Below are 22,606 nucleotides of genomic sequence, written 5' to 3'. Positions count from 1 at the left end.
CCCGATGATCAGGATCGTCCACCGGCCGGGGCGGGTGGTCACCCCCGCCACGCCGCCCGCGCCCGTCGTCCTGCCCGCTCCCCCGCACCTGAGCGACAGCGGCACCCGACAGCCCTTCCCCTTCCAGATGCTCATGCCGCTGGCCGGGGCGGGCTCCTCCATGATCATGATGACGCTCCTGCGGTCCAACCCGGTCTTCGCGCTCCTGGGCGCCGTCGTCATGATGGTCACGGTCCTCGGGATGGTGGCGGCCCTGGTCTCCCGGCGGGCCGGGCAGACCCGCCAGCGCCGCGAGCGCCGCGAGCACTACCTGGACTCCCTGGCGCAGGCCGACGAGCAGGCCAGCGCCCTGGCACGCAGCCTGAGGGACCAGGCCTACCGCACCCACCCTGCCCCCGGCGCGCTACCCCGGTGGGCGACCTCCCCGGTACGCCGCTGGGAGAGACGCCGCCACCACAGCGACTTCCTGGCGCTGCGGCTGGGCACGGCCGACGCCGAGCTGGCGCTGGCCCTCATGCCGGACACGGGCATGCCCCCGGAGGTCGACCCCCTCCTGGTCTCCGAGGCGCGTGCCCTCACCGCCCGCCACGCCCTCCAGCACGACCTGCCCGCCGTGCTCGACCTCGACTGCGCCGGGGAGGTCTCGGTGGTGGGACCGCGCGAGGCCACCACGGCTGTGGCCCGCCTTGTCCTCGTCCAGGCCGCTGTCCACCACGCCCCCGAGGACCTCCACATGGCCCTGGCCTACCCGCCGGGGCGTGCCGGGGCCTGGGACTGCGTCTCCCGCCTGCCCCACCTGCGGATGCACGGCGCCTTCGACGGGCCGGTGGCCCGCCGCCGGGTGGCCCCGGACCTGGCCTCCCTCCAGGCGGTGCTGCACCAGGAGGTCCAGGAGGCGGCCTCGGCGGCGGCCCAGGCCGCACGCGTGCGCGGACGGGGCCGTACCAGGCCGCCGGGGCCACGCCTGCTGGTGGTGTGCGAGGAGCAGGAGGCGGCGCAGCCGCTGGTCGTACCCGACTCCGCCCTGGGCTCAGGCGACGTCGGCGCCACCGTCCTCCACCTGGTGACCGACCGCCTCGACGAGCCCAGCGACCCCTCGGTGCGCCTGACCGTCCAGGACGACGGCTCCCTGCTGGTGGAGGACCTGCGCCCCGGCGAGCCCACCGACCCTGCTGGCTCTGCTGGCCCTGCTGGCCCTGCCGACCCCGGGGGAGCCGGGGTGGTCCCCGCGCCGGTGGTGTGCCGCCCCGACGTGCTGGGGCCTGCCCTGGCCGAGGGCGTCGTGCGTGCCCTGGCGCCCCACTGCCTGGGGGCCGCCGCCGAGCGCGACGACCCCGAGGCCTCCACCACTACTGTGAGCGACCTGCTGGAGGTGGACGACCCCCGGGCGCTGGACACCGCCGTGACGTGGGCTCCCCGCTCGGCACGCGACTTCCTGCGGGTGCCCATCGGCTCCGACGACACCGGTGAGCTGGTGCGCCTGGACCTCAAGGAGTCCGCCCAGCTGGGCGTGGGACCGCACGGGCTGTGCGTGGGCGCCACCGGCTCGGGCAAGTCGGAGATGCTGCGCACCCTGGTGACCGCCCTGGCCACCACCCACGGCCCCGAGGACCTGTCCATGATCCTGGTGGACTACAAGGGAGGCGCGGCCTTCGCCCCCTTCGCGGCCCTGCCCCACGTCGTCGGCCTCATGGACAACCTCGCCGAGGACGCCGGGCTGGTGGAGCGGGCGCGCGCCTCCATCGCCGGGGAGGTGGTCCGACGCCAGGAGCAGCTGCGCGACGCCGGGAGCTCTCCCGACATCACCCACTACCGGCGGCTGCGCTCCCAGAACCCCTCCATGGCCCCGATGCCCCACCTGTTCGTCATTATTGACGAGTTCGGCGAGCTGCTCACCGCCAACCCCGACTTCATCGACCTGCTCCTGACCATCGGACGCATCGGGCGCTCCATCGGTGTCCACCTGCTCCTGTCCAGCCAGCGCATTGAGGGCGGCAAGCTGCGCGGCCTGGACACCTACCTGTCCTACCGGATCTGCCTGCGGACCTTCACCGAGTCGGAGTCCTCCACCGTGCTGGGCACCCCCGACGCCTTCAACCTGCCCGCCTCCCCCGGCTACGGCTACCTCAAGGTGGACACCTCCGTCTACACCCGCTTCCGCTCCGGCTACGTCTCCGGACCCGCCGACGACCTGGACGACCTGGCCGAGCCGGAGGAGGTGGAGCACCCCGAGCCCCTGCGGCTGCCCGTCCACAACGGCCTGGAGGACCAGGTGAGCGTGTCCGTGGAGGAGCCGGAGGTCCCCCAGGGGCGCACGGTGCGCACCACCGTGGTGGACACCGTCGTCGCCCAGCTGGCGCAGGCGGCTGCACCCAACCAGCCGGTGTGGCTGGAGCCGCTCCCGGCCCGCCTGAGCCTGCCGGGAGCCTACGGGGCGGGCCTGGAGCGCCCGCCCGGCGCACCGGTGCGCGCCCCCGCCGCGCTGCGCGACAGGCCGGGCCTGAGCGTCCCGGTGGGGCTGGTGGACGACCCGGCCCACCAGCGCCAGGACCCCTGGGACCTCGACCTGACTGTGGGCGGCGGTCATGTCGCCGTGGTCGGGGCGCCTCAGAGCGGACGCACCACCTTCCTGTGGACCCTGGCCGCCTCGGCCGCCCTGGTCCTTGGCCCCGAGCGGCTGGCCTTCTACGGGGTCGACGCGACCGGGGGCGGGCTGTCCCGCCTGGCCGGCCTGCCCAACGTGGGCGGTGTGGCCACCCGGGGCGACCGGGAGCGCATGCGGCGCGTCCTGGAGGAGGTGGTGGCCATGCTCGACCTGCGCGAGCAGGTCCTGGCCGCCCACCACATCGACTCCCTGGAGATGCTGCGCGCCCGCCACGCCGCAGGCAGCGTGCCAGAGCTGGCCAGCGCCGACGTCGTCCTCCTCATCGACGGCCTGGGACAGCTGCGTGCCGACTTCGAGGAGCTGGAGGACCTGGTTGACGAGGTGCTGCGGCGCGGCGGGGGCCTGGGGGTCCACGCGGTGGTCACGCTCAGCCGCAACAACGACCTGCGCATGGCGCAGCAGCCCCTGGTGGGCACGCGCCTGGAGCTGCGGCTCAACGACCCGGCCGACTCCCTGGTGGCCCGCCGCCTGGCCCAGACCCTGCGGGCCGACACCCCCGGCAGGGTCCTGCGCCCCGACCGGCTCTTCGCCCACATCGCCCTTCCCGTCGAGGACGCCGAGGACGTGGGCGCGGGCGTGGGCGCTGCCCTGGAGAGCCTCGCGGAGGAGATGAGCGGGGCCTGGAGGGGGTCCCGGCCCGCCCCGGTACGGATGCTTCCCGAGGTCATCAGCCCCGGCGACCTGCCCGACGAGCTCGACGAGCCCAACCGGCTGCCCCTGGGGCTGTTCCAGGACACCATGGAGCCGGTCCTGGCCGACCTGGGAGGCCTGGACCCGCACCTGCTGGTCCTGGGGGACGCCCGCTGCGGGAAGTCCACCGTGCTGCGCGGGGTCGTGGAGACCCTGGTGGAGCGCCACACCCCCGACCAGCTGGTGGTGGCCGTCTACGACGCGCGCCGGGGCGTGGCCGACGCCTGCCCCGAGGCCTTCCTGGGCGGGCACGCCACCTCCACGCCCCTGGCCCAGGGGCTGTCCACGTCGGTGGCCACCGAGCTGGAGAAACGCTCCGCCACCATGGCCGAGGGCGGTGAGGTCGTGGGGCCGCACATCGTCCTGGTCATCGACGACTACGACATCCTGTCCTCGGGCGGCGGCGTCCTAGGGCCGGTCACCCCCTACCTGCCCTCGGCCCGCGACCTCCAGCTCAGCGTGGTCCTGGCCCGGCCCATGGCCGGGGCCTCCCAGGCCATGTACGACCCGTTCATCCAGGCCCTGCGTGACACCGGGGCCACCGGCCTCATGATGGACGGGGAGCGCAGCGAGGGCGTGGTCCTGGCGGGGACGCGCCCCGAGCACCTCAGGCCCGGACGGGGGTGGTGGATCCGGCGCGGACGCCGCCCCCGCCTGGCGCAGGTCGCCGCCTTCACCCCGGACGATCCATAGCGCACGTGGCACAGGAGGCGCGGGAGCCAGCCTGCACCGCCTGTCCGCCCGGTCGCCCCGGAGCCACCTACCAAGAACCCGCCCGCCCACCATCCCACCCACTGTACCCGGAGCCACCCGCCCGCCCCCCAGAACCGTCCAGGAGCCCACGTGCCACGTATCGCCACCATCGTCTCCCTCGACGTCCCCGCGGTCGAGCTGTTCGTCGCCACCGCCTACACCCGGGTCCCCGACGCGGTGATGAGCCCGGCCGAGGACCTGTCCACCCTCGCCTTCTTCATCGACGCCCTGCCCACCCGCCCCGCCCTCAGCCTGGCCCGCCCCACCATGGTCATGGACCGGTGCGAAGTGGCCCGGGTGCTCCAGGTGGAGCCGCCCGCCTCCTGGGACCTCGCGGTCCTCACCCAGTGCCTCGTCCCCTTCGAGAAGGAGTGCGACCCGATGCTTGAGGTGGTCCAGGACGTCTCGATCATGACCGGCGGCCTCCTGGTACGCCAGGGCAAGGTGGTGCCCACGCCACGGCAGTGGCCGTGGCGCCTCGGGGCCGACGGACGCTGGGTGCCGGTGCCGCCGCTGCCCACCCCCGGCCCAGGGGCCGCCACCCGGTAGGTCCGGTGGGACTCGTCCCTCGCGCCTTCTTGCTGGCAAGGCTACGCCGCCTCCTGGCGCAGCAGCCATGTGTCGCAGGCGGTCCGCACCCGTGCCACAGCCGCCCCCAGCCAGGTGCAGCGGCAGCCACGTGGCGCGGGGGGCGGTCTGGCTGTCGGTGCGTGACGGTGCGCGGGCAGCCCGTGGTACGGCATGATCGGGTGCAGGACCGGACCACTACCGGTCACCACCAGCCGCCCAAGGAGGACCCCATGGCCAGGAAGAGCACGACGACCCGCTCCACCGACATCGCCTGGAGGGCGACCGCAGCGGTCGCCACCCTCGCCTCAGGCTTCGTCGTGGACAGGCTGGTCTCCGTCGGCTGGCGGGCAGCCACCGGCAAGCCTGCCCCACAGGAGGACGACCGGCTGCTGGACTACCGGCTGGCGGAGATCGTCGCCTTCGCCGTCATCTCTGGGGCGGCTGCCACCCTGGTGCGCGAGCTGAGCCTGCGCCAGGCAGCCAAGTGGTACGGCGGCAGGACGGTAGACCCCCTCAAGGGGCAGCGGGCCATCAAGGCCTGAGGCTGAGACCCAGGACCGACGCAGGGCCTGAGCCACCGGCTGCCTCCGTCTCCCCCTCCTGCCTCTCGCCTTGTCTGCCTCGTCCTCCCCTGGTCTGCGAGGTCGGGGTACGTCAACAGAGTGCGGGGGCGTCGTAGGACGTACCCTGACCTCGCAGACCAGCAAGCCGGAGTGCCGGGCGAGCCGCCCGGGCCGTCGCCATCCTGGTCCTGGGTCCTTACCAACGACCCGACTGGCTGCTCCCGCAGGCTGGCTCTCAGACCGGCTCCGTCCCTGCCTGCCCCGCCTCTGTATCGATGACCGTATCGACGACGTGCTGGTCGCAGAACCTGGCCAGGTAGTCCACCTCGACCAGGGCCGCCTCCAGCATGTGGGACAGCTGGCTGTCACTGGCCCCGGAGGCGACGCACCAGCGCACGTACCCCTCCACGGCCAGCCCGCCCCCAGCGGCGCCTCCCCCCGCACCGGCGCCAGTGCTGCCGACCTCGTCAGTCCTGGCCCCCGCAGCGTCCTCCGGGTCGCCTGCGGGCGCGAGGACCCGGGCGCCCAGGACCCGTCCGGCCCCGTTCCACCCGGCACCGACCATGAGCGCCCGCTCCAGAAGAGCGTCGTCCACCGGCCCTGGCACGGGGGCGTCCCAGCGGCTGCGCACCACCAGGTCGTCCCCTTCCAGGCCGACCTGGACCTGGTGCTCACCGACCTCCACCACCAGGCCGCTCCCCGAAGCGCCCTGGGGACCCTGCTCCTGGTCCCCCTGGACCTGCGGGCCACCACCCTCCTGGCTCCCGTCCTGCTCGTCGCAGCGGGCCTGCCCGCCTCCCTGCGCGGGCCCGCTCTCACCACGAGCGGCTCCCGGAACCTGGCCGCCCTGCGGACCGGGGTCCCGGCCACCAGCGTTGTCGCGGGCGACGTCCTGGGCGACCCTGCGGCCCGCTGCGGACAGGACGGCGCTGACGCGGGCAGCGGTCACGGCCTGGTGGGGACCTGCGCCCTGGTCATCGTTCCCCGGGCGTGTACCAGCGCGCCCGTGCCCGTCGGCACCGTCCGCACCACCACCGGCGCCCGCGGCAGCCTCGACGGGGCTGCCAGCACCATCGGCACCGCTCTCCCCGGCGTCGTCAGGTGACGCACCGTGGGGGGCGCCACCGGGACGCAGCCCCTCCAGCAGCCTCCGGCCGACGGCGGCCTGCCGCCCCTCCTCCGGCTTGCGGTCCCTCACCGAGCGCTCCAGCAGCTGGACGAGAAGCTCGTCGGCCCCTATGTCCTGGGCGGTCAGGCCAGCACGGCCAGCGTGCTCCATGGCCCCGACCAACAGGGTGCCCGCGTGGTCCAGGTCAGAGTCGGCCGCCGCCCTGGCCCGCTCCACCAGCTCACGGGCCTGGTGGGCAGACTCCTCCGGGGAGAGGCTGACGGCGTCGCGCTCCTGGTCAAGAAGGCCCACGGAGGCAGCCATCGCGTTGAAGCGCGTCTGCGGGAACACCTCCTCCAGGTGCCTGAGGAAGCCCACGCAGTCCTCGGTGGCGTCCTCCACCACGTGGAGGAGCTGGGCGTCGCTCAGGCCGACGCCCACGGGCACCACCGCGCTGGCAGTCATGAGCAGCGCCCCGCCGCTGCCCACCTCGGTCACTCCCGCCACCGGCACGCCCCGGCCGAGGTTCCAGCCGTTGGCGACGACCACCAGCGGCACCTCCAGGCTCAGCGGAGCCTGCGGGAGCCACCACGCCCCCACCCTCAGCATGCTTGCCTCCGCCACCAGGCTGACGACCCCGGAGTCCACCATGACCCGGACCTCCTTGTCAGGGGTCAGGGAGTAAGGGAGGTGGAGGGAGGCCACAGCGCGCTCCAGGCGCCTGGGAGTGACACGCGCCAGCTGCGCGGCAGGCGCAGCACCCCGGGAGGAGGGCCTGCGGCGCGCGCCGCCCCTGGGCGCGGACTTGCGGCGTGCTGATCGTGATGCCATCGGCTGCTCCTGGGGTCGTGGGTCGCTGGTTCTGGTCTCTAGGTCGGTGGCCGGGCACGGGCGAGGTGCTGGCTGGGGGTCCAGGAGCCGGGCGGGCAGGCCCTCGCCCGGCTCCCCAGGCACAGGCAACAGGGAGAAGCCGTCCAGGTCAAGGGGCCTGGCCGTGGGCACCTGGTCCGCAGGGGCACCCGTCGCGCAGGCACCCCCCACACGGGCACCCGTCCCACGCCGGTACCGACGACACCTGCCCGGGCAGCAGGCTCCCCACACACGGGCACCCGTCCCGCCGCCGAGTAGGCTGTCACCAGCGTCGAGCCTGACGCGGCAGCAACCCCAGCAACCGCCCCAGCGAGAGCAGGCAACGGGGCAGGCTCCACCGCCGCGCGGCCTCCCGCTCCCGTCAGCACCTGTCCCGCCAGAGGAGGGCACCACGCATGAGCGCCGTCCAGGTCGTGTGCACCGCCATCGTCGTCCTCACCACGGTGGTCGGTACCACGGTTTTCGCACGCGCCTGCTTCACTATTGCGGCCCGGATGGCGGTGGGCCGCAAGGTCCCCTCCCAGCGCCTGCGGCCGGTGGGGCGCCGGGTGTGGCTGTCGCTGTCCGCCGCGCTCAACCACCGCGCCTTCCGGGGGCGCCCTCTTGTCAGGGCAGCCCACTGGCTGGTCATGGTCTCCTTCCCCCTGCTCTTCCTCACCCTGGTCAGCGGCTACGGGCAGGTGCTGGGCGGGGCGTCCTTCACCCTGCCGGTCATCGGCCACGCCGCCTGGTGGGGGTGGGTGACCGAGGGCATCGGCTGGCTGTCCCTGGCGGGCATCACGGGCCTGAGCGTCCTGCGGTGGCGCCTGACGCGCGCCGACCGCGCCGCCCCGCCCTACGCGGCCGACTCCCAGGGCGGCCGACACCCCCGCACCCCCCGCTTCTCCGGCTCGACCTCCTCCCAGGCACGGTTCGTGGAGGCCACGATCATCGGCGTGGTGGCCTGCGTCATCGTGCTGCGCATGCTGGAGCACGCCCTGCTGGCCCTCTCCCCCGAGGCCTCCCAGCGCGCCCTGGCCAGCTGGACACACTTCCCCCTGACCGCCTGGAGCGGGCCGTTCCTGACACCCCTGGGGACCTCGGCGCTGGAGGCGTCGGTCATGGTGGCGGCCACCGTCAAGGTGGCGCTGTCCATGAGCTGGTTCGTGGTGGTCGGCCTGCAGCCCTCCATGGGTGTGGCCTGGCACCGCTTCCTGGCCTTTGTCAACATCTACGCCCGGCGTGAGACGGACGGGTCGAAGTCCCTGGGCCCCGCCCAGCCCATGGAGGTCGGCGGCCAGCCCCTGAGCGCGGACACGCTGGACCAGCTTGAGGAGGAGATGGAGGCGGCCGAGGACTCCGGCGAGGAGCTGCGCCTGGGCGTGGGACGGATTGAGGACTTCACGTGGAAGGGGCTGCTGGACTTCTCCACCTGCACCGAGTGCGGGCGCTGCCAGGACCTGTGCCCGGCCTGGAACACCGGCAAGCCGCTGAGCCCCAAGCTCTTCGTCATGGCGCTGCGCGACCACCACGCGGCCGCTGCCCCCTACCTGCGTGCGGCCGCCTCCCTGGGGGTGGCCCCCGACGAGGTCACCGAGGAGGCTCTGGCCTCGCGCCCGGCCTCCGGCGGCCTGGTGGGGCGTGTCGCGGGGATGCGCGACGGCCTGGCCCGCCAGACCAGCCTGGGCCTGGAGCCCGGGACCGCCCACACCAGCGACGTCCTGGGCGCCCTGCTGGCGGCCAGGGCCGCACCCAGCGAGACGGGGGTGACAACCCGCCCCGCCCCGCTGGCAGGCGCGGTCATCCCCGGGGACGTGCTGTGGTCGTGCACCTTGTGCGGGGCCTGTGTGGACCAGTGCCCGGTGGACATCGAGCACGTGGACCACGTCATTGACGTGCGCCGCCAGCAGGTCCTCATGGAGTCGGCCTTCCCCAAGGAGCTGGGGCAGATGTTCCGCAGGCTGGAGTCGCGGGGCAACCCTTGGGGGCTGCCCGCGCGCAAGCGGATGGAGTGGGCCAAGGGCCTGGACTTCGAGGTACCGGTGGTAGGGGTGGACGTGGAGGACGCCTCCGAGGTGGACTACCTGTTCTGGGTGGGCTGCGCGGGCGCCTACGAGGACCGGGCCAGGCGGACCACCCAGGCCGTGGCCGAGCTGCTCCACACGGCCGGGGTCAGCTTCGCGGTCCTGGGCGAGGGGGAGACCTGCACCGGCGACCCGGCCCGGCGCGCAGGCAATGAGATCCTCTACCAGATGCTGGCCGCCCAGAACGTGGAGACCCTGCGGGAGGCGGGGGCTCAGCGGATCGTGGTCAGCTGTGCTCACTGCTTCAACACGATCGCCCGGGAGTACCCGCAGGTCGGGGGCCGCTACGAGGTCCTGCACTACACCCAGCTGCTGAGCCGCCTGGTCCGCGAGGGGCGGCTGCGTCCGGCACCGCCCCAGGCTGGTACGGCGGCAGGCGCCGCCGGAGCCGAGGGGGCCACCGGGGAGGCCACTGAGCAGGCCGCCGCCCCGGCCAGGAGCACCGGGACGGCCACGCCCCTGGTCACCTACCACGACGCCTGCTACCTGGGGCGGCACAACCAGGTCTACTCGCCTCCCCGCGAGCTCCTCCAGGCCACGGGAGCGACCACTGTGGAGATGCCCCGCAGCCGGGAGCGGGGCTTCTGCTGCGGGGGTGGCGGGGCGCGCGCCTTCATGGAGGAGACCATCGGGACACGCGTCGCTGTGGAGCGCTCCCGGGAGGCTGTCGCCTCCGGGGCCCAGGTGGTTGCTACCGCCTGCCCCTTCTGCACCACGATGCTGTCTGACGGCGTGGCCAGCGAGGGTGCTGACGTGAGGGTGACCGACGTGGCCACCCTGACGCTGGAGGCCGTGCGACGGGGCCAGGCCTCCGGGGCGTAGCCCGAGCACGCGGCGGCCTCCCTGCACCCTGCTACGCGCACCCCCCTTGCGCCACGCCCCAATTAAGCTTACCATAAAACATATTGGGCGACACCGCGTCACGCTGCCTTAGGCACTCAAGGCAAGGAGGCCTCGATGTCACGCACCACCACCCGCAGACCACCCCCCGCCAGCACGACGACACCCCCCACCCCCCGCCAGCAGCATCGTTCCCGGCACGCCTCACCCGGCACCACCCGCAGGACGCTCCTGGCGACCTGCGCCACCACGCTGGGCCTGCTGGCGCTGCCCGGCCTGCCCACGCTGGCTGCCTGCACCGCCGAGCGCACCGCAGGCTACGACGGCGGCGCGGCAGGCGGCCAAGGCGCCCTCATCGGCATCTCCATGCCGACCAAGAACCTGGAGCGGTGGAGCCGCGACGGTACCAACCTCATGACGCTCCTGGAGGGGAAGGGCTACACCGTCGAGCTGCAGTTCGCCGACAACAAGGTGGAGCAGCAGAGCTCCCAGATCCAGACCATGGTCAACAAGAGCCCCGCCGCCATCGTCGTCGGGGCGATCGACGGCTCGGCGCTGAGCCCGGTCCTGACCTCAGCAGCGACCCTGGGCGTGACCGTCATCGCCTACGACCGCCTCATCCGTGACACCGAGTCAGTGGACTACTACGTCACCTTCGACAACTACAACGTCGGCGCCATGCAGGGCCGCTACATCATTGAGGCCCTGGGGCTCGACGACGGCCAGGGGCCCTTCAACTTCGAGCCCTTCGCCGGCAGCCCGGACGACAACAACGCCCGGTTCTTCTTCGAGGGCGCCTGGGACGAGCTGGACCCCTACATCCGCTCCGGCCAGCTGGTCTGCCCCTCCGGCAAGATGCCCTCCTCGGTGGACGCCTGGCAGTCCATCGGTATCCAGGCCTGGTCCAACACCACCGCCCAGTCGGAGATGGAGAACCGGCTCAACTCCTTCTACAGCGCCACCACCCGTGTGGAGGTGGTCCTGTGCCCCAACGACGCCATCGCCCTGGGAGTGAGCCAGGCCCTGGGCGGGGCGGGCTACGGCGAGGCCGACTGGCCGGTGCTCACCGGCCAGGACGCCGACCAGGCCAACGTCGCCCGCATCGTCTCCGGGCGCCAGTCCATGACCGTCTTCAAGGACACCCGGCTGCTGGGCGAGCGCTGCGCCACCATGGTGGACCAGGTCGCCACCGGGGCCACGGTGGAGGTCAACGACACCACCTCCTACGACAACGGCGTCACCGTGGTCCCCTCCTACCTGCTGGACCCAGTGGCCGTGGACGCCGACAACGTGGCCGAGGTGCTCGTCGACTCCGGCTACTACACCGCCGAGGAGGTGGGGCTGTGAGCCTCCGACGCCACGACGCCGCCGGGCCTACAGCCGCCTCACGTCGGCAGCCGGCCCGGGCAGGTACCCAGGAAGGAGCCTGCCGTGACTGCTGAGACCATCCTCCAGATGCGCCATATCACCAAGTCCTTCGGCGCTCGCAAGGCGCTGGACGACGTCAGCCTCGAGGTGCGCCGCGCCGAGATCCACGCCGTGTGCGGGGAGAACGGGGCGGGCAAGTCCACGCTCATGAACGTCCTGTCGGGGGTGTGGCCGCGGGGCACCTACGACGGCGACGTCGTCTACGACGGTCGGGTGCGCCAGTTCCGTTCCGTGCGTGACTCCGAGTCGGCCGGGATCGTCATCATCCACCAGGAGCTGGCCCTGAGCCCCCACCTGTCCGTGGCGGAGAACATCTTCCTGGGCAACGAGCGCGCCCGCCACGGTGTCATCGACTGGGAGGCCACCCGCGAGGCCGCCGCAGCCCTGCTGGAGCAGGTGGGGCTGCCGGTCCCGCCCCGCACGCGGGTCGGCGACCTCGGCGTGGGCAGCCAGCAGCTCGTCGAGATCGCCAAGGCCCTGTCCAGGCGGGTGCGCCTGCTCATCCTGGACGAGCCCACCGCCGCGCTCAACGACGAGGACTCCGCCCACCTGCTCGAGCTCATGACAGGGCTGCGCGACCAGGGGATGACGATGGTGCTGATCTCCCACAAGCTCGGGGAGGTGAGCCGGGTCGCCCAGCGCGCCACCGTCATCCGCGACGGGCGCACCGTGCGGACCGCGCCCCTGGAGGGAGCGGGAAGCATCGACGAGGAGGAGATCATCCACCTCATGGTGGGCCGTCCCCTGTCCAACCGCTACCCCGAGCGCACCCGCCCCCAGGGCGCCACCGACCTCGCCCGGGCAGACGCCACCCGGGCCGATCCCACCGCCCAGGGCTCAGGCCCCAGTGGCAGCGGGGACGTCAGCGACAGCGGGACCAGGACGTCGGCCCCCGGGGTGGACCCACCCCTCCTGGAGGTGCGTGACTGGACCGTCCACCACCCCGCCGACCCCTCCCGCACGGTCGTCAACGGCGCCGCGCTGACCCTGGCCCGGGGAGAGGTCGTCGGGCTGGCCGGGCTCATGGGGGCCGGACGCACCGAGCTGGCCATGAGCCTGTTCGGCCGCTCCTGGGGGACGAGGATCTCCGGGACCGTGCTCAAGGAGGGCCGACCCGTGTCCACCTCCACCGTGGCGGCTGCCATCCGCCACGGGCTGGCCTACGTCCCTGAGGACCGCAAGGACCTGGGTCTCAACCTCATCCAGGACGTGAGGACCAACACCACGGCGGCCGCCCTGGGCCGGGTGTCGCGCCACGGCGTCATCGACCCCGGCAAGGAGCAGGAGGTGGCCGAGGAGTACCGCACCAGCCTGCGGATCAAGACGGGCTCCCTGGAGGACCCCGTGGGCTCCCTGTCCGGCGGGAACCAGCAGAAGGTGGTGCTGGCCCGCTGGATGCTCACCGGCCCCGACGTCCTCATCCTCGACGAGCCGACCCGGGGCATCGACGTCGGCGCCAAGTACGAGATCTACCAGATCATCAACGAGCTGGCCGACGCGGGCAAGGCTGTCCTGGTCATCTCCTCCGAGCTGCCCGAGCTGCTGGGGACCTGCGACCGCATCTACGCCATGAGCCAGGGCCGCGTCACCGGGCAGCTGCCCCGGGCCGAGGCGGACCAGGAGGGCCTCATGCGGCTCATGACCGCTGAGACCGCCAGCCCCGCAGCGACCACCACAGGGACCACCACCCAGCGCAGGGAGACGCGATGAGCACCGTGGGAGCATACCTGGGACACAACCTGCGCCAGTACGGGATCCTCGCCGCCCTGGTCGCCATCATCGCCTTCTTCCAGGTGCTGACGGACGGGCTGCTGCTCTCCCCCAACAACGTGGCCAGCCTCATCCAGCAGAACGCCTATGTCATGATCCTGGCGGTGGGCATGGTCATGGTCATCATCGCCCGGCACATCGACCTGTCCGTGGGCTCCCAGGTGGGGTTCATCGGCGGCGTCATCGGCCTGCTGGTGGTCAGCGCGGGCGTGCCGTGGCCGACGGCGGTGCTGGCCGCCGTCGCCCTGGGCCTGCTCATCGGGTGCTGGCAAGGGTTCTGGGTGGCCTTCGTGGGGGTCCCGGCCTTTATCGTGACCCTGGCGGGGATGCTCATCTTCCGGGGCCTGACCGTGGTCCTGGTCCAGCGCACCGTCTCCGGCCTGCCGCCGGGCCTGGTAGCGATCGCCAACGGGTCCCTGCCGCCGTGGCTGGGCTACCTCAGGAACTTTGACGGCGTGACGGTCCTCGTCGGCGTGCTGGCCGTGGCCGGGTTCACCTGGTCCCAGCTGCGCGCCCGACGGCGCAGCCGGGCGGCGGGGCGCGAGGTCGAGCCGGCCAGGACGGTGGCCCTGCGCCTGGCCGTGCTCACCGTGGCGGTCGGCTTCCTCACGGCGCTGCTGGCCTACTCAGCCGGGGGCACACCCACCGTCCTGGTCATCGTGGGGGTCGTGGTGCTGGTCTACTCCTTCGTCATGAACCGCACGGTGCTGGGACGCCACGTCTACGCCGTGGGCGGCAACCTCAAGGCCGCCCGGCTCAGCGGGATCAACACGCGGCGCGTCGACTTCCTGGTCTTCGTCAACATGGGGTTCCTGGCGGCGCTGGCGGCGGTCGTGACCACCTCACGGGCCGGGGCGGCGGTGTCAACCGCAGGGAACCTCTACGAGATGGACGCTATCGCCGCCGCCTACATCGGTGGGGCGGCCGTCAGCGGAGGGGTCGGCCGGGTCTCCGGGGCGATCATCGGCGCCCTCATCATGGGGGTGCTCAACATGGGACTGTCCATCATGGCGGTGGACTCCGCCTGGCAGCAGGCGATCAAGGGCCTGGTGCTGCTGGTGGCCGTGGCTGTTGACGTCGTCGGCAAGCGGCGCGGCGCCGCCTGAGCCGTACCGGGCGGTACCGCCCACTCCGTAAGCAAGCAGGCTCCTACCGCCCAGACGGGCAGCAGGGCACCCCACGTGACGGGACCGCTCAGGAATCAGGTGTCAGAGGGTGCTGAGCTGGCGGATCTGGTCGAGCCCCCTCCTCCTGGCTCCGGAGAAGTAGGGGCTGTGAGTGACCTTGACGGTCTCCAGGGAGTCAGCCCCCACCAGGACGATGTTCACCTGCGGCCGGTCGTGGTACTCGATCTCAGCCGCCCGGTACGCGGTAGTCGCAGCGTCGACGTCCTGGCCGAAGGACTCCTGGTAGATGAGCTCATCACGGTCACGGTCGTAGATGAGCAGGAACTGCTGCACACAGTCAGTCCTGACTGCTCAGGTCCTCCAGCGCCTGCTGGCCCTCCCCCCCTTTTGGCTGCACATCTTCACCAGGCTGCCTGCAGCACCCTCGGGGCGACGAGGCACCGGCTCTCCCGTAATTCTGCGGGAGGCGAACCAGCCGCTGTGGGGACCACGCGTCACCACCAGCCCCATGATGTGCACCAGGCGGGCCGGCGCACATCATGGACCCCGCGCCACGAGGAAACCGGGAGGGCAGTCCCCGCACCCCACGCGCCGATCCCAGCACAAACCCGCAGAAGCACGCGGATTTCTCAACCTGCCTCAACTTCGACAGACAAGCCGACCCCCGCCCCTACCACCACCACGCGCCCGAAGATGTGCAACCCGCCTGCGACGAGGGCATCACCGCAGGCCGGTCCCGCCCCTCATGTCGCCTGGAGCTATCTCTCCCGGGACTCAGGCCGCTCCTGGGCCTGGGTCAGGACCGCCACCGTGCGCGCCGGCACGCTCACCGTGCCTGAGACCGGGTCGAAGCGAGTCGTGCGGACCACCCCGTCCGCGCCCTCCTCCTGGATGCGGGAGAGCCGGAAGTCACGCCCCGCCAGGGTGGGCAGCGGCTGGGCGACCCTGGCTGCCGAGGCGTTGAGCACCACCAGGACCCCGTCCAGCGCGGGGTCGATGTCCTGGAAGCCGCCGGAGCCATGAGGGTCGGTGTCGTCAACAAGCATGGCGACCACCCCGGGAAGCGCCCCCGGCCCCGACCCCGGGAAGCTGACCCGCTCGCGGACCAGGTCGGGGTCCCCCAGCCAGAACAGGGGGGTGGAGGCGCGCAGGCGCAGCAGGTCCAGGGCCTGGTCGCGCGCCGTGGCGATATAGGCAGGTGAGGGGACCAGGGACGGCTCACCCAGCAGCTCGGACTGCACCCCCCAGCGCTCACGGTTGCGCTCCCCGGGCGGCAGCCCCCGGCCGAAGCCGTTGTCCCGCCCGGTCCAGTCCACCGCGTTGAACCAGTCCCCGGAGTTGTAGGAGTCCCGGTCCAGGGACTTCGAGCGCAGCAGCTCGGTGCCGGCCGCCCAGAAGGCGGGCGACTGCCCCAGGGTCACCGTGGCCAGGCAGAGGATGTGCATGCGTACCCGGTCCGCCATGGTCGTCCTGCGCGGCAGCTTGTAGGCCAGCAGGTCGTAGAGCGTCTCGTTGTCATGGGCCTCCACGTAGCTGACGCTCTCCTGCGGGGCGCTGGCATAGGCGGCCACCGACCCGTTGAACCCGAGCTCCTCGCCCCGCCTGACCGCTCCCTCTGCGGTGGTCAGCCCGTAGGTCCTCAGGTTGCCTGCCAGTCCCAGCCTGACCAGGTCGGTGCGGTAGGCGAGGTCCGCCGCCTGCTCAGCCGGGCTGCGGTGGTCGTGCCCATTGGGGTCGGTGACCAGTCCGCTGCCGAACCCCTGGCGGGCGCGGTGGTCGACGTCGAAGGGGCTGCCCCCGTGGACCGCGTCGCGCAGACGGTCGTTGAAGGTACCGATCCCAGTGCCGTCCAGCTGGCCCTGGCTGGCCTGGGTGAACAGGGCGTTGCTGGCTACCTCTCCGAAGCTCCACCCCTCGCCGTAGAGGTAGAGGGCACGCCCGTCCACGTCGTCGTCAGCCAGGGTGAGGCGGTTCAGCGCCTCACGCAGCCGCACCATGGTGTCCCGGGAGTGGTGGCCCATGAGGTCGAAGCGGAACCCGTCCACCTTGTAGTGCCTGGCCCACCACAAGACGGAGTCGATCATGAGCCGCTCCGTCATGGCGTTCTCGGTAGCGGTGTTGGCGCAGCAGGTGGAGGTGGTGACCTTTCCGACGGCGTCCAGGCGGTGGTAGTACCCCGGCACCACCTTGTCCAAGACGCTGGTGGGCGCCTGCCCCGAGGCTGCGGTGTGGTTGTAGACCTGGTCGAGCACCACCTGCAGTCCTGCGGCGTGCAGCGCGCCGACCATCTCCCGGAGCTCGACCGTGCGCGCTCCCCCGTCCTGGTGGCCGTCCGTGGCGTAGGAGCCCTCCGGAACCATCCAGTGAAAGGGGTCGTAGCCCCAGTTGTAGGCGTCGGTGTCGGCGACGGCGGTGATCGCGGCCTGCTGGTCGGCGGAGGCGGGGCCAGCCTCTGCGGGGACGTCGGGGACCGCCTGCCTGGTGCGCCGCTCCGGGATCGTGGCGATGTCAAAGACGGGCATGAGGTGGACGGTGCTCAGCCCGGCGCGGGCCAGCCTGGTCAGGTGCCTCATGCCGGCGGAGTCGGGAAGGGTGAAGGCCTTGTAGGTTCCGCGCCTGCTGGCTGGGACAGTGGTGTCTGCGGCGGAGAAGTCGCGCACGTGCAGCTCGTAGATGCTGCGGGAGGCGTCATTGGCCACCACCGGCGCGGGGGTATCAGTCCACTGGCGAGGGGCCAGCCGGGGGTCGGACAGGTCAGCGGCCACGGACCTGGTGGAGTCCACGGTCAGGGCGACGGAGTAGGGGTCGGTCACCAGGTTGGTCTCCACCCGCCCGGTCGCGGGGACGTAGACCTCCACCTCCCACAGGTACTGGCAGCCAGCCGGGATCGTGGCGTCACGGTTGGGGACCCGCCAGCAGCCGTCCTCACCCCGCTCAGCGAGGGTACGCACTGCGGGTCCGGCTACCCGGGGCACGGAGCCGTGCGGGTCGCCGGTGGGCCAGCTGAGAAGGGTCACCGACTTGGCGGTGGGCGCCCACAGGGCGAAGGAGGGGCAGCCCTGGGAGAAGGTGACGCCCAGCGTGGCGCGACGGGCGGCGTCAGCGTAGAGGTGGTCGAGGACAACGGCTGTCTGGACCCCGGTGACCGCGTCCACGACACCCTCCACGACACCCTCACCAGGACCTGGGGCTGGGGACGTCTGCGGCCCGGACACCGGAGCCTGAGGGACCACGGCATCCTGGCCAGACGCACCAGGCACAAGGGCGTCTGCGGCCCCGATACCGGGGTTACCGGGGCCGGGAACGTCCCCGGAGCCGCCGAGGCTGCCGGTACCGGCAGCGCCAACAGTGTCAGCGGCATCAGCGGCATCAGCGACACTGTCAGTGCCGCTGTCGGCGCTGTCGTCGGTGCTGACAGCGCTGTCGGCACCGACGGGAACTCGCACCCGCTGCACCACGAGGAGCTGTCCGGTCAGGGCCTCGCGGACACCGTCCTCGTCAAGCCCGGCAGCGCCCTCGTCGTCCACCAGGCTCAGGGCGACGTAGCCCTCCAGGTTGGGGTGGTTCTCCAGGACCCGGCGGGGCAGGTCCCCCGCGACCCTCAGCGGCAGGACCATCGGGTCGGGCAGGCCGTCGGTGCCGCGCACCGCGCTACTGACCACCCGCGCACCACCCCGGGAGGCCAGCACGAGGCTCAGCGACAACCCCGCCCCCTGGCGAGGAGCCCCCTCGTCGTCCACGACGTCCTCACGTCCCGTGCCCCGAGGCAGCAGCGACACGGGCCAGGCCAGGGTGTCGGGCTCCACCCAGTAGGCCCGCAGCTCGGCGGAGCCTGCCACCGGAGGGTCGCACGGACCGGTGACAGAGACCTGGGACGGTGTCAGCAGTGTGGTCGTTGATGTGGTCGTAGGTGTGAAGGTCACCGTCTTTCCTCTTCCTGCACGACTTCCTGCACGGCTGGGACGCGGTCACGACACGGACGGGGGCTCACAAGGCCCCTTCTGGACCCGTAGTCTCCCTCCCACGTGGGCGACACGCCAGCGCGTCCAGCCCCTGACGAACTCCCGGGCCGCTCCCACCTCCCAGTACCACACCAGGCTGGGGCGAGACGCACCCGGCAGGGAGCCACTCCGCCCCGAGCGACCACCCGACAAGGAGCACCCGCCTGCGACCTAGGCTGGTGGCATGAGCGACATGGAGCCTCCGTCCCTCTTCGACGCCGCGCCGCACGTCACCGAGCCGGACGCCACCACTGCGAGGAGGCCCGGGGCGGGCTCCGGACGCCCCGCCGAGCCGGAGTCAGGTGCGAGCAGACACGCGGAGGGGCTGCGCACTACCGCCCCCCAGCCGTTGGCGGACCGGCTCCGCCCCCAGAGCCTGGAGGACGTCGTCGGACAGGACCACCTCCTGGCCCCCGACGCGCCCCTGGGCAGGATGCTGGAGGCGGGCAGCCTGTCCTCAACCATCCTGTGGGGGCCTCCCGGCTGCGGCAAGACGACGATCGCCCGGCTCCTGGCCGAGCGCGCCGGCCTGGTCTTCGAGCCCCTGTCGGCCACGTTCTCCGGGGTCGCGGACCTGCGCAAGGTGTTCACGGCGGCCACCCGGCGCCGCCAGGTCGGCCAGGGGACCCTGCTCTTCGTCGATGAGGTCCACCGCTTCAACCGCGCCCAGCAGGACTCGTTCCTCCCCTATGTGGAGGACGGGACCGTGGTGCTGGTGGGGGCCACCACGGAGAACCCCAGCTTCGAGCTCAACGGGGCGCTGCTGTCGCGCTGCCAGGTCCTGGTCCTGCGGCGCCTGGAGGAGCCAGCCCTGGAGCTCCTGCTGGGGCGCGCCGAGTCCCTGACCGGGGGGCCGCTGCCGCTGACCCCCGCAGCCCGGGCGGCGCTGCTGGCCATGGCCGACGGTGACGGCCGCTACCTGCTGGGCATGGTGGAGCAGGTGCTCGCCGCAGCCGCCCTGCCAGGGCACCCCGCCAGCCCGGCCGCCGTGGACGGCACCGGTGAGCCCGAGCCCACAGGCCGGCCCGGCAGTCCCGGCAGCACCGAGCTGGACTCCGACGAGCCTGGCACCGGCAGGGCGGGTGCCCTCGACGTCGAGGCCCTGACCGCCGTCGTCGCCTCCCGGGCGCCCCTGTACGACAAGTCCAGCGAGGAGCACTACAACCTCATCTCGGCCCTGCACAAGTCCATGCGCGGCTCCGACCCCGACGCCGCCCTGTACTGGCTGGCCCGCATGCTGGCAGGCGGGGAGGACCCGCTGTACGTGGCGCGGCGCCTGGTGCGCTTCGCCAGCGAGGACGTCGGGCTGGCCGACCCCGGTGCCCTCACGACGGCCCTGGCCGCCTGGGAGGCCTACGAGCGGCTGGGCTCCCCCGAGGGCGAGCTGGCTGTCGCCCAGGCCGTGGTCTACCTGGCCACCGCCCCGAAGTCCGTGGCCGTCTACCGGGGCCTGGGGCGGGCCACGGCCCTGGCCCGCCAGACCGGCTCGCTGGCCCCGCCCGCCCACATCCTCAACGCCCCCACCCGTCTCATGAAGGACCTGGGCTACGGCGAGGGCTACCAGTACGACCCTGACGCCGAGGACGGCTTCTCCGGAGCCGACTACATGCCCCAGGCCCTCCCACCACGCCAGCAGCGCCAGCAGCTCTACGAGCCCACCGACCACGGGCACGAGCGCAGCATCCGCCAGCGTCTGGACTACTGGCAGGGGCTGCGCGAGCAGCGGGGCGGGTGACGGGGCAGGTCAGGCAGGCCCCACCCGTCGTCCCCCGGCGCAGCCTACCGAGAGGAATCGGTACATCTCGGTGCGGGCAGGCAGCGCACAGCACCCGCGAGCCACCCGCGAGTACGGTATGCCGCAGACAGTACGGCCCGTCCAGCACCGGCACGCCTGCTCCCCCGCAGGCGCTCGGACCGTTACCGTGTGCCAGCAGCAAGGAGGTCCCCGTGAGCAGCGACAGTTCCCGCCGTCCCGATGACGTCCCGGGCCCGCCAGGCCCCCGGCTCACACCCGAGCCGGACGACGACGGCCAGGTGCCACCCCGCCAGGACGTCCTGGCACCTCCGACACAAGCACGGCCGGCTACGGGCCAGGCACGGCAGCAGGCCGGGGAGTCCTCCCTGACTGCCAGCACCCCCGACCTGGCACGGGACGTTGCCGCCCCCTCCTCGGCTCCCGCCCCCTCCGCTGGCTCCGATTCAGCAGCTCCCGCTCCAGTCCCCGCCCCCACTGCCTCCGAGCCTTCCCCAGTCACTGACGCGGCGCCTGCGTCGCCCGGGGCCGCCCCATCGGCTGACACCGATCCTGCCCAGCCTGAGGCACCTGTGGAGGCCGACGTGCCCCAGGCTGGCAGCACGTCGGCGGCCCAGGCGCAACCCCAGGGCAGCCCCACACCACCTGAGGCTCCCGAGGAGGACCAGCCAGGGCCTGACGCCCCTCTCCTGCCCCTGCCCACGCCCTCCACCGGTACTCCACCAGCGCTTGAGCCCATCACGGAGCTGCCCAGCGACATCGGCAAGCCGATCTCTGAGGCGGAGGTACGTCGGCACCTGGCGGAGCTGTCCGGCCGAGACAGTGCCGACACCTCTGGCACCGACGCGCCCGGTACCAGCGCCCCTGGCGCTGACAGCCCCGGCACCGGTGACGACGCGGGCAGCAACACCCCTGCCGCTCCCGACGCCACCCCCGCCCCTGTCAACAGCGGTCCCACCGTCACGCCCACTAAGGGTGTCGAGGAGCAGCAGACCGGGGAGCGGCAGGGCGTCGAGAGTCCCCAGCAGGGCAGCGAGGAGACGCAGCCCACCGCCAGCCCGGCCGCCACCGCCGCAGGTGCTGTCACCGTCGTCGCGACCACCAGCGGCAGCCCGGGAGAGAGCCAGGCACCTGGTACCGCCAGGCCCGCAGTCAGCACCAAGCCCTCGGACAGCACCGGCCCCAGCGGCTCTCCCGGGGAGGCGCCTGACACTGCCCCGGCAGGACCAGCGGCCCAGGTACCCGCAGGGCTGCCCAGCACCCCGGCAGCACAGGCTGCCGGGGAGACCGTCACGACCGAGGAGACTGTAGCGGCCAATGAGGCTCACGAGAGGCTGCCTGCGGCCAGCAGCCTCAGTCAACCCCCGCTTGCCGCTGACGTCCCCGAGCAGCCCCGGTCCCCTGCCACGGCACCCGCCACCAGGCCGGAGGCGCCCCGCCTGCGGCGCTACCAGCCCCCCACGGGCGACGCCGCCCTGGAGGACACGGCGGTTCGACGACGCGCCCTGCTGTCATTGGACCCCCAGCCTGGCGAAGACACACCGTCCTCGGCCGCCCCGCACCTGCCGACAAGCCGGGACGCAGCCGACCCTCAGCCGCCCGTCCAAGGTTCCCAGTCGGCCACTCGGAGTTCCCTGCCAGCCTCCCAGCCCGCCCCTCTGCCAGCCGACCCGGACTCCGCCCCGGCAGGCTCCTCCGCAGCCGCCCCCTCGGCAGGTGCCCCGGACACCACCTCCCCGAACACCACGGCTGCGGACGTGCCGCCAACCCCTCTGCCAGCCACCGCGTCCGCAGGCACGCCGGACTCCGCAGCCTCTGCGCCCTCTGCCTCCTCCCGGCGGTCACGCCCTCGCGGCTCCCACAGGAGGGAGACGCCCCGGGAGAAGACCCGTGCCGCCCGGCGCACGGGCTCCCGGGCCGCATCCCACTGGGCTGGGGTGCTGGTCGCCGTGGCGCTGCTCCCACTGGCCTGGTTCCTGGTGCATGACGGCGCCGTCCACATGACTGGCGGGGACGCCTCCGTGTGGCCCGACTCGGTCAGCGTCAGGGGTGCTACCGAGCTGGTCTGCGGCGCGGCGGCCTTCGTCGTGGCCCTGTTCATGGCGCACCGCTCCTCACTGGGAACCTACGTGGTCGGAGGCCTCGGCCTCTTCTTCGGCCTGCCCTTCCTCGTGGCACCCGCAGCGGTGGCCTCGCTTGTCGGCCCCACCGTCGAGCGGCTACAGGCCCACTCCTCGCTGGGTGAGGCCCTGACCTCCTACGTCATGGCCGACGGGCTGACTGGGCGCTTCGTCCTCATGGGGCTGTTCATGGTCATGGTGGGGGTCGTCTCCGACTCCGCCAGGCGCGCGGGGCGACGCGAGCGCACCGCGCCGGGCGAGCCCGACCGTGAGACCGGCGACTGA

The 22,606-nt window shown here is 72.7% G+C and carries 12 protein-coding genes; 9 read left to right on the top strand and 3 right to left on the bottom strand.

The window, feature by feature from the left end:
• Window positions 1-4 precede the first annotated feature (4 nt).
• The 3 genes from eccCa to CWS50_RS01210 all read left to right on the top strand — a co-directional run bounded on the left by eccCa (window position 5) and on the right by CWS50_RS01210 (window position 5,220).
• On the top strand, window positions 5-4,048 hold the full coding sequence (gene eccCa / locus CWS50_RS01220; protein ID WP_127841333.1) for a type VII secretion protein EccCa: 4,044 nt from the start codon (window positions 5-7) through the stop codon (window positions 4,046-4,048).
• 150 nt (window positions 4,049-4,198) lie between these two features.
• Window positions 4,199-4,657 (top strand): hypothetical protein, encoded by a 459-nt coding sequence (locus CWS50_RS01215; RefSeq protein ID WP_127841332.1) that lies wholly within the window; start codon window positions 4,199-4,201, stop codon window positions 4,655-4,657.
• A 251-nt stretch (window positions 4,658-4,908) separates the two neighbouring features.
• Window positions 4,909-5,220: a DUF4235 domain-containing protein gene (locus tag CWS50_RS01210; RefSeq protein WP_127841331.1), complete on the top strand. Its 312-nt coding sequence runs from the start codon at window positions 4,909-4,911 to the stop codon at window positions 5,218-5,220.
• A 256-nt stretch (window positions 5,221-5,476) separates the two neighbouring features.
• Here the strand turns inward: CWS50_RS01210 and CWS50_RS01205 are convergent, their stop codons facing one another.
• Window positions 5,477-7,180, bottom strand: coding sequence for a proline-rich domain-containing protein (locus CWS50_RS01205; protein WP_127841330.1), 1,704 nt, complete (start codon window positions 7,178-7,180; stop codon window positions 5,477-5,479).
• 434 nt (window positions 7,181-7,614) lie between these two features.
• On the opposite strand from CWS50_RS01205, the gene CWS50_RS01200 reads away from it, so the two are divergent.
• The 4 genes from CWS50_RS01200 to mmsB all read left to right on the top strand — a co-directional run bounded on the left by CWS50_RS01200 (window position 7,615) and on the right by mmsB (window position 14,426).
• The gene (locus tag CWS50_RS01200) at window positions 7,615-10,104 is read left to right on the top strand and encodes a (Fe-S)-binding protein (RefSeq protein WP_127841329.1); all 2,490 of its coding nucleotides are present in this window, start codon (window positions 7,615-7,617) and stop codon (window positions 10,102-10,104) included.
• A gap of 135 nt (window positions 10,105-10,239) precedes the next feature.
• A complete protein-coding gene (locus CWS50_RS01195; protein WP_127841328.1) occupies window positions 10,240-11,469 on the top strand; it encodes a substrate-binding domain-containing protein in 1,230 nt (409 codons plus the stop codon).
• Window positions 11,470-11,577: 108 nt separating this feature from the next.
• Entirely contained in the window at window positions 11,578-13,260 is a 1,683-nt protein-coding gene (locus CWS50_RS13330) for a sugar ABC transporter ATP-binding protein (protein WP_127843139.1), read from the top strand.
• Complete coding sequence (gene mmsB, locus CWS50_RS01185; protein ID WP_127841327.1) at window positions 13,257-14,426, top strand: multiple monosaccharide ABC transporter permease; 1,170 nt, start codon at window positions 13,257-13,259, stop codon at window positions 14,424-14,426. Before CWS50_RS13330 ends, mmsB begins: the two co-directional genes overlap by 4 nt.
• Before the next feature lie 102 nt (window positions 14,427-14,528).
• Here mmsB and CWS50_RS01180 read toward each other — a convergent pair whose 3' ends face one another.
• Complete coding sequence (locus CWS50_RS01180; RefSeq protein WP_127841326.1) at window positions 14,529-14,780, bottom strand: hypothetical protein; 252 nt, start codon at window positions 14,778-14,780, stop codon at window positions 14,529-14,531.
• 425 nt (window positions 14,781-15,205) lie between these two features.
• On the bottom strand, window positions 15,206-18,370 hold the full coding sequence (gene pulA, locus CWS50_RS01175; protein ID WP_164860035.1) for a pullulanase-type alpha-1,6-glucosidase: 3,165 nt from the start codon (window positions 18,368-18,370) through the stop codon (window positions 15,206-15,208).
• A 262-nt stretch (window positions 18,371-18,632) separates the two neighbouring features.
• On the opposite strand from pulA, the gene CWS50_RS01170 reads away from it, so the two are divergent.
• A complete protein-coding gene (locus CWS50_RS01170) occupies window positions 18,633-20,183 on the top strand; it encodes a replication-associated recombination protein A (protein WP_206610438.1) in 1,551 nt (516 codons plus the stop codon).
• Window positions 20,184-20,395: 212 nt separating this feature from the next.
• A complete protein-coding gene (locus tag CWS50_RS01165; protein WP_127841325.1) occupies window positions 20,396-22,606 on the top strand; it encodes a hypothetical protein in 2,211 nt (736 codons plus the stop codon).

This window comes from Actinomyces wuliandei, from assembly GCF_004010955.1.
Taxonomy (GTDB): Bacteria; Actinomycetota; Actinomycetes; order Actinomycetales; family Actinomycetaceae; genus Actinomyces; species Actinomyces wuliandei.
The sequence above is the reverse complement of the archived record's forward strand: the minus strand, read 5'-3'. Positions and strand labels throughout refer to the sequence as shown.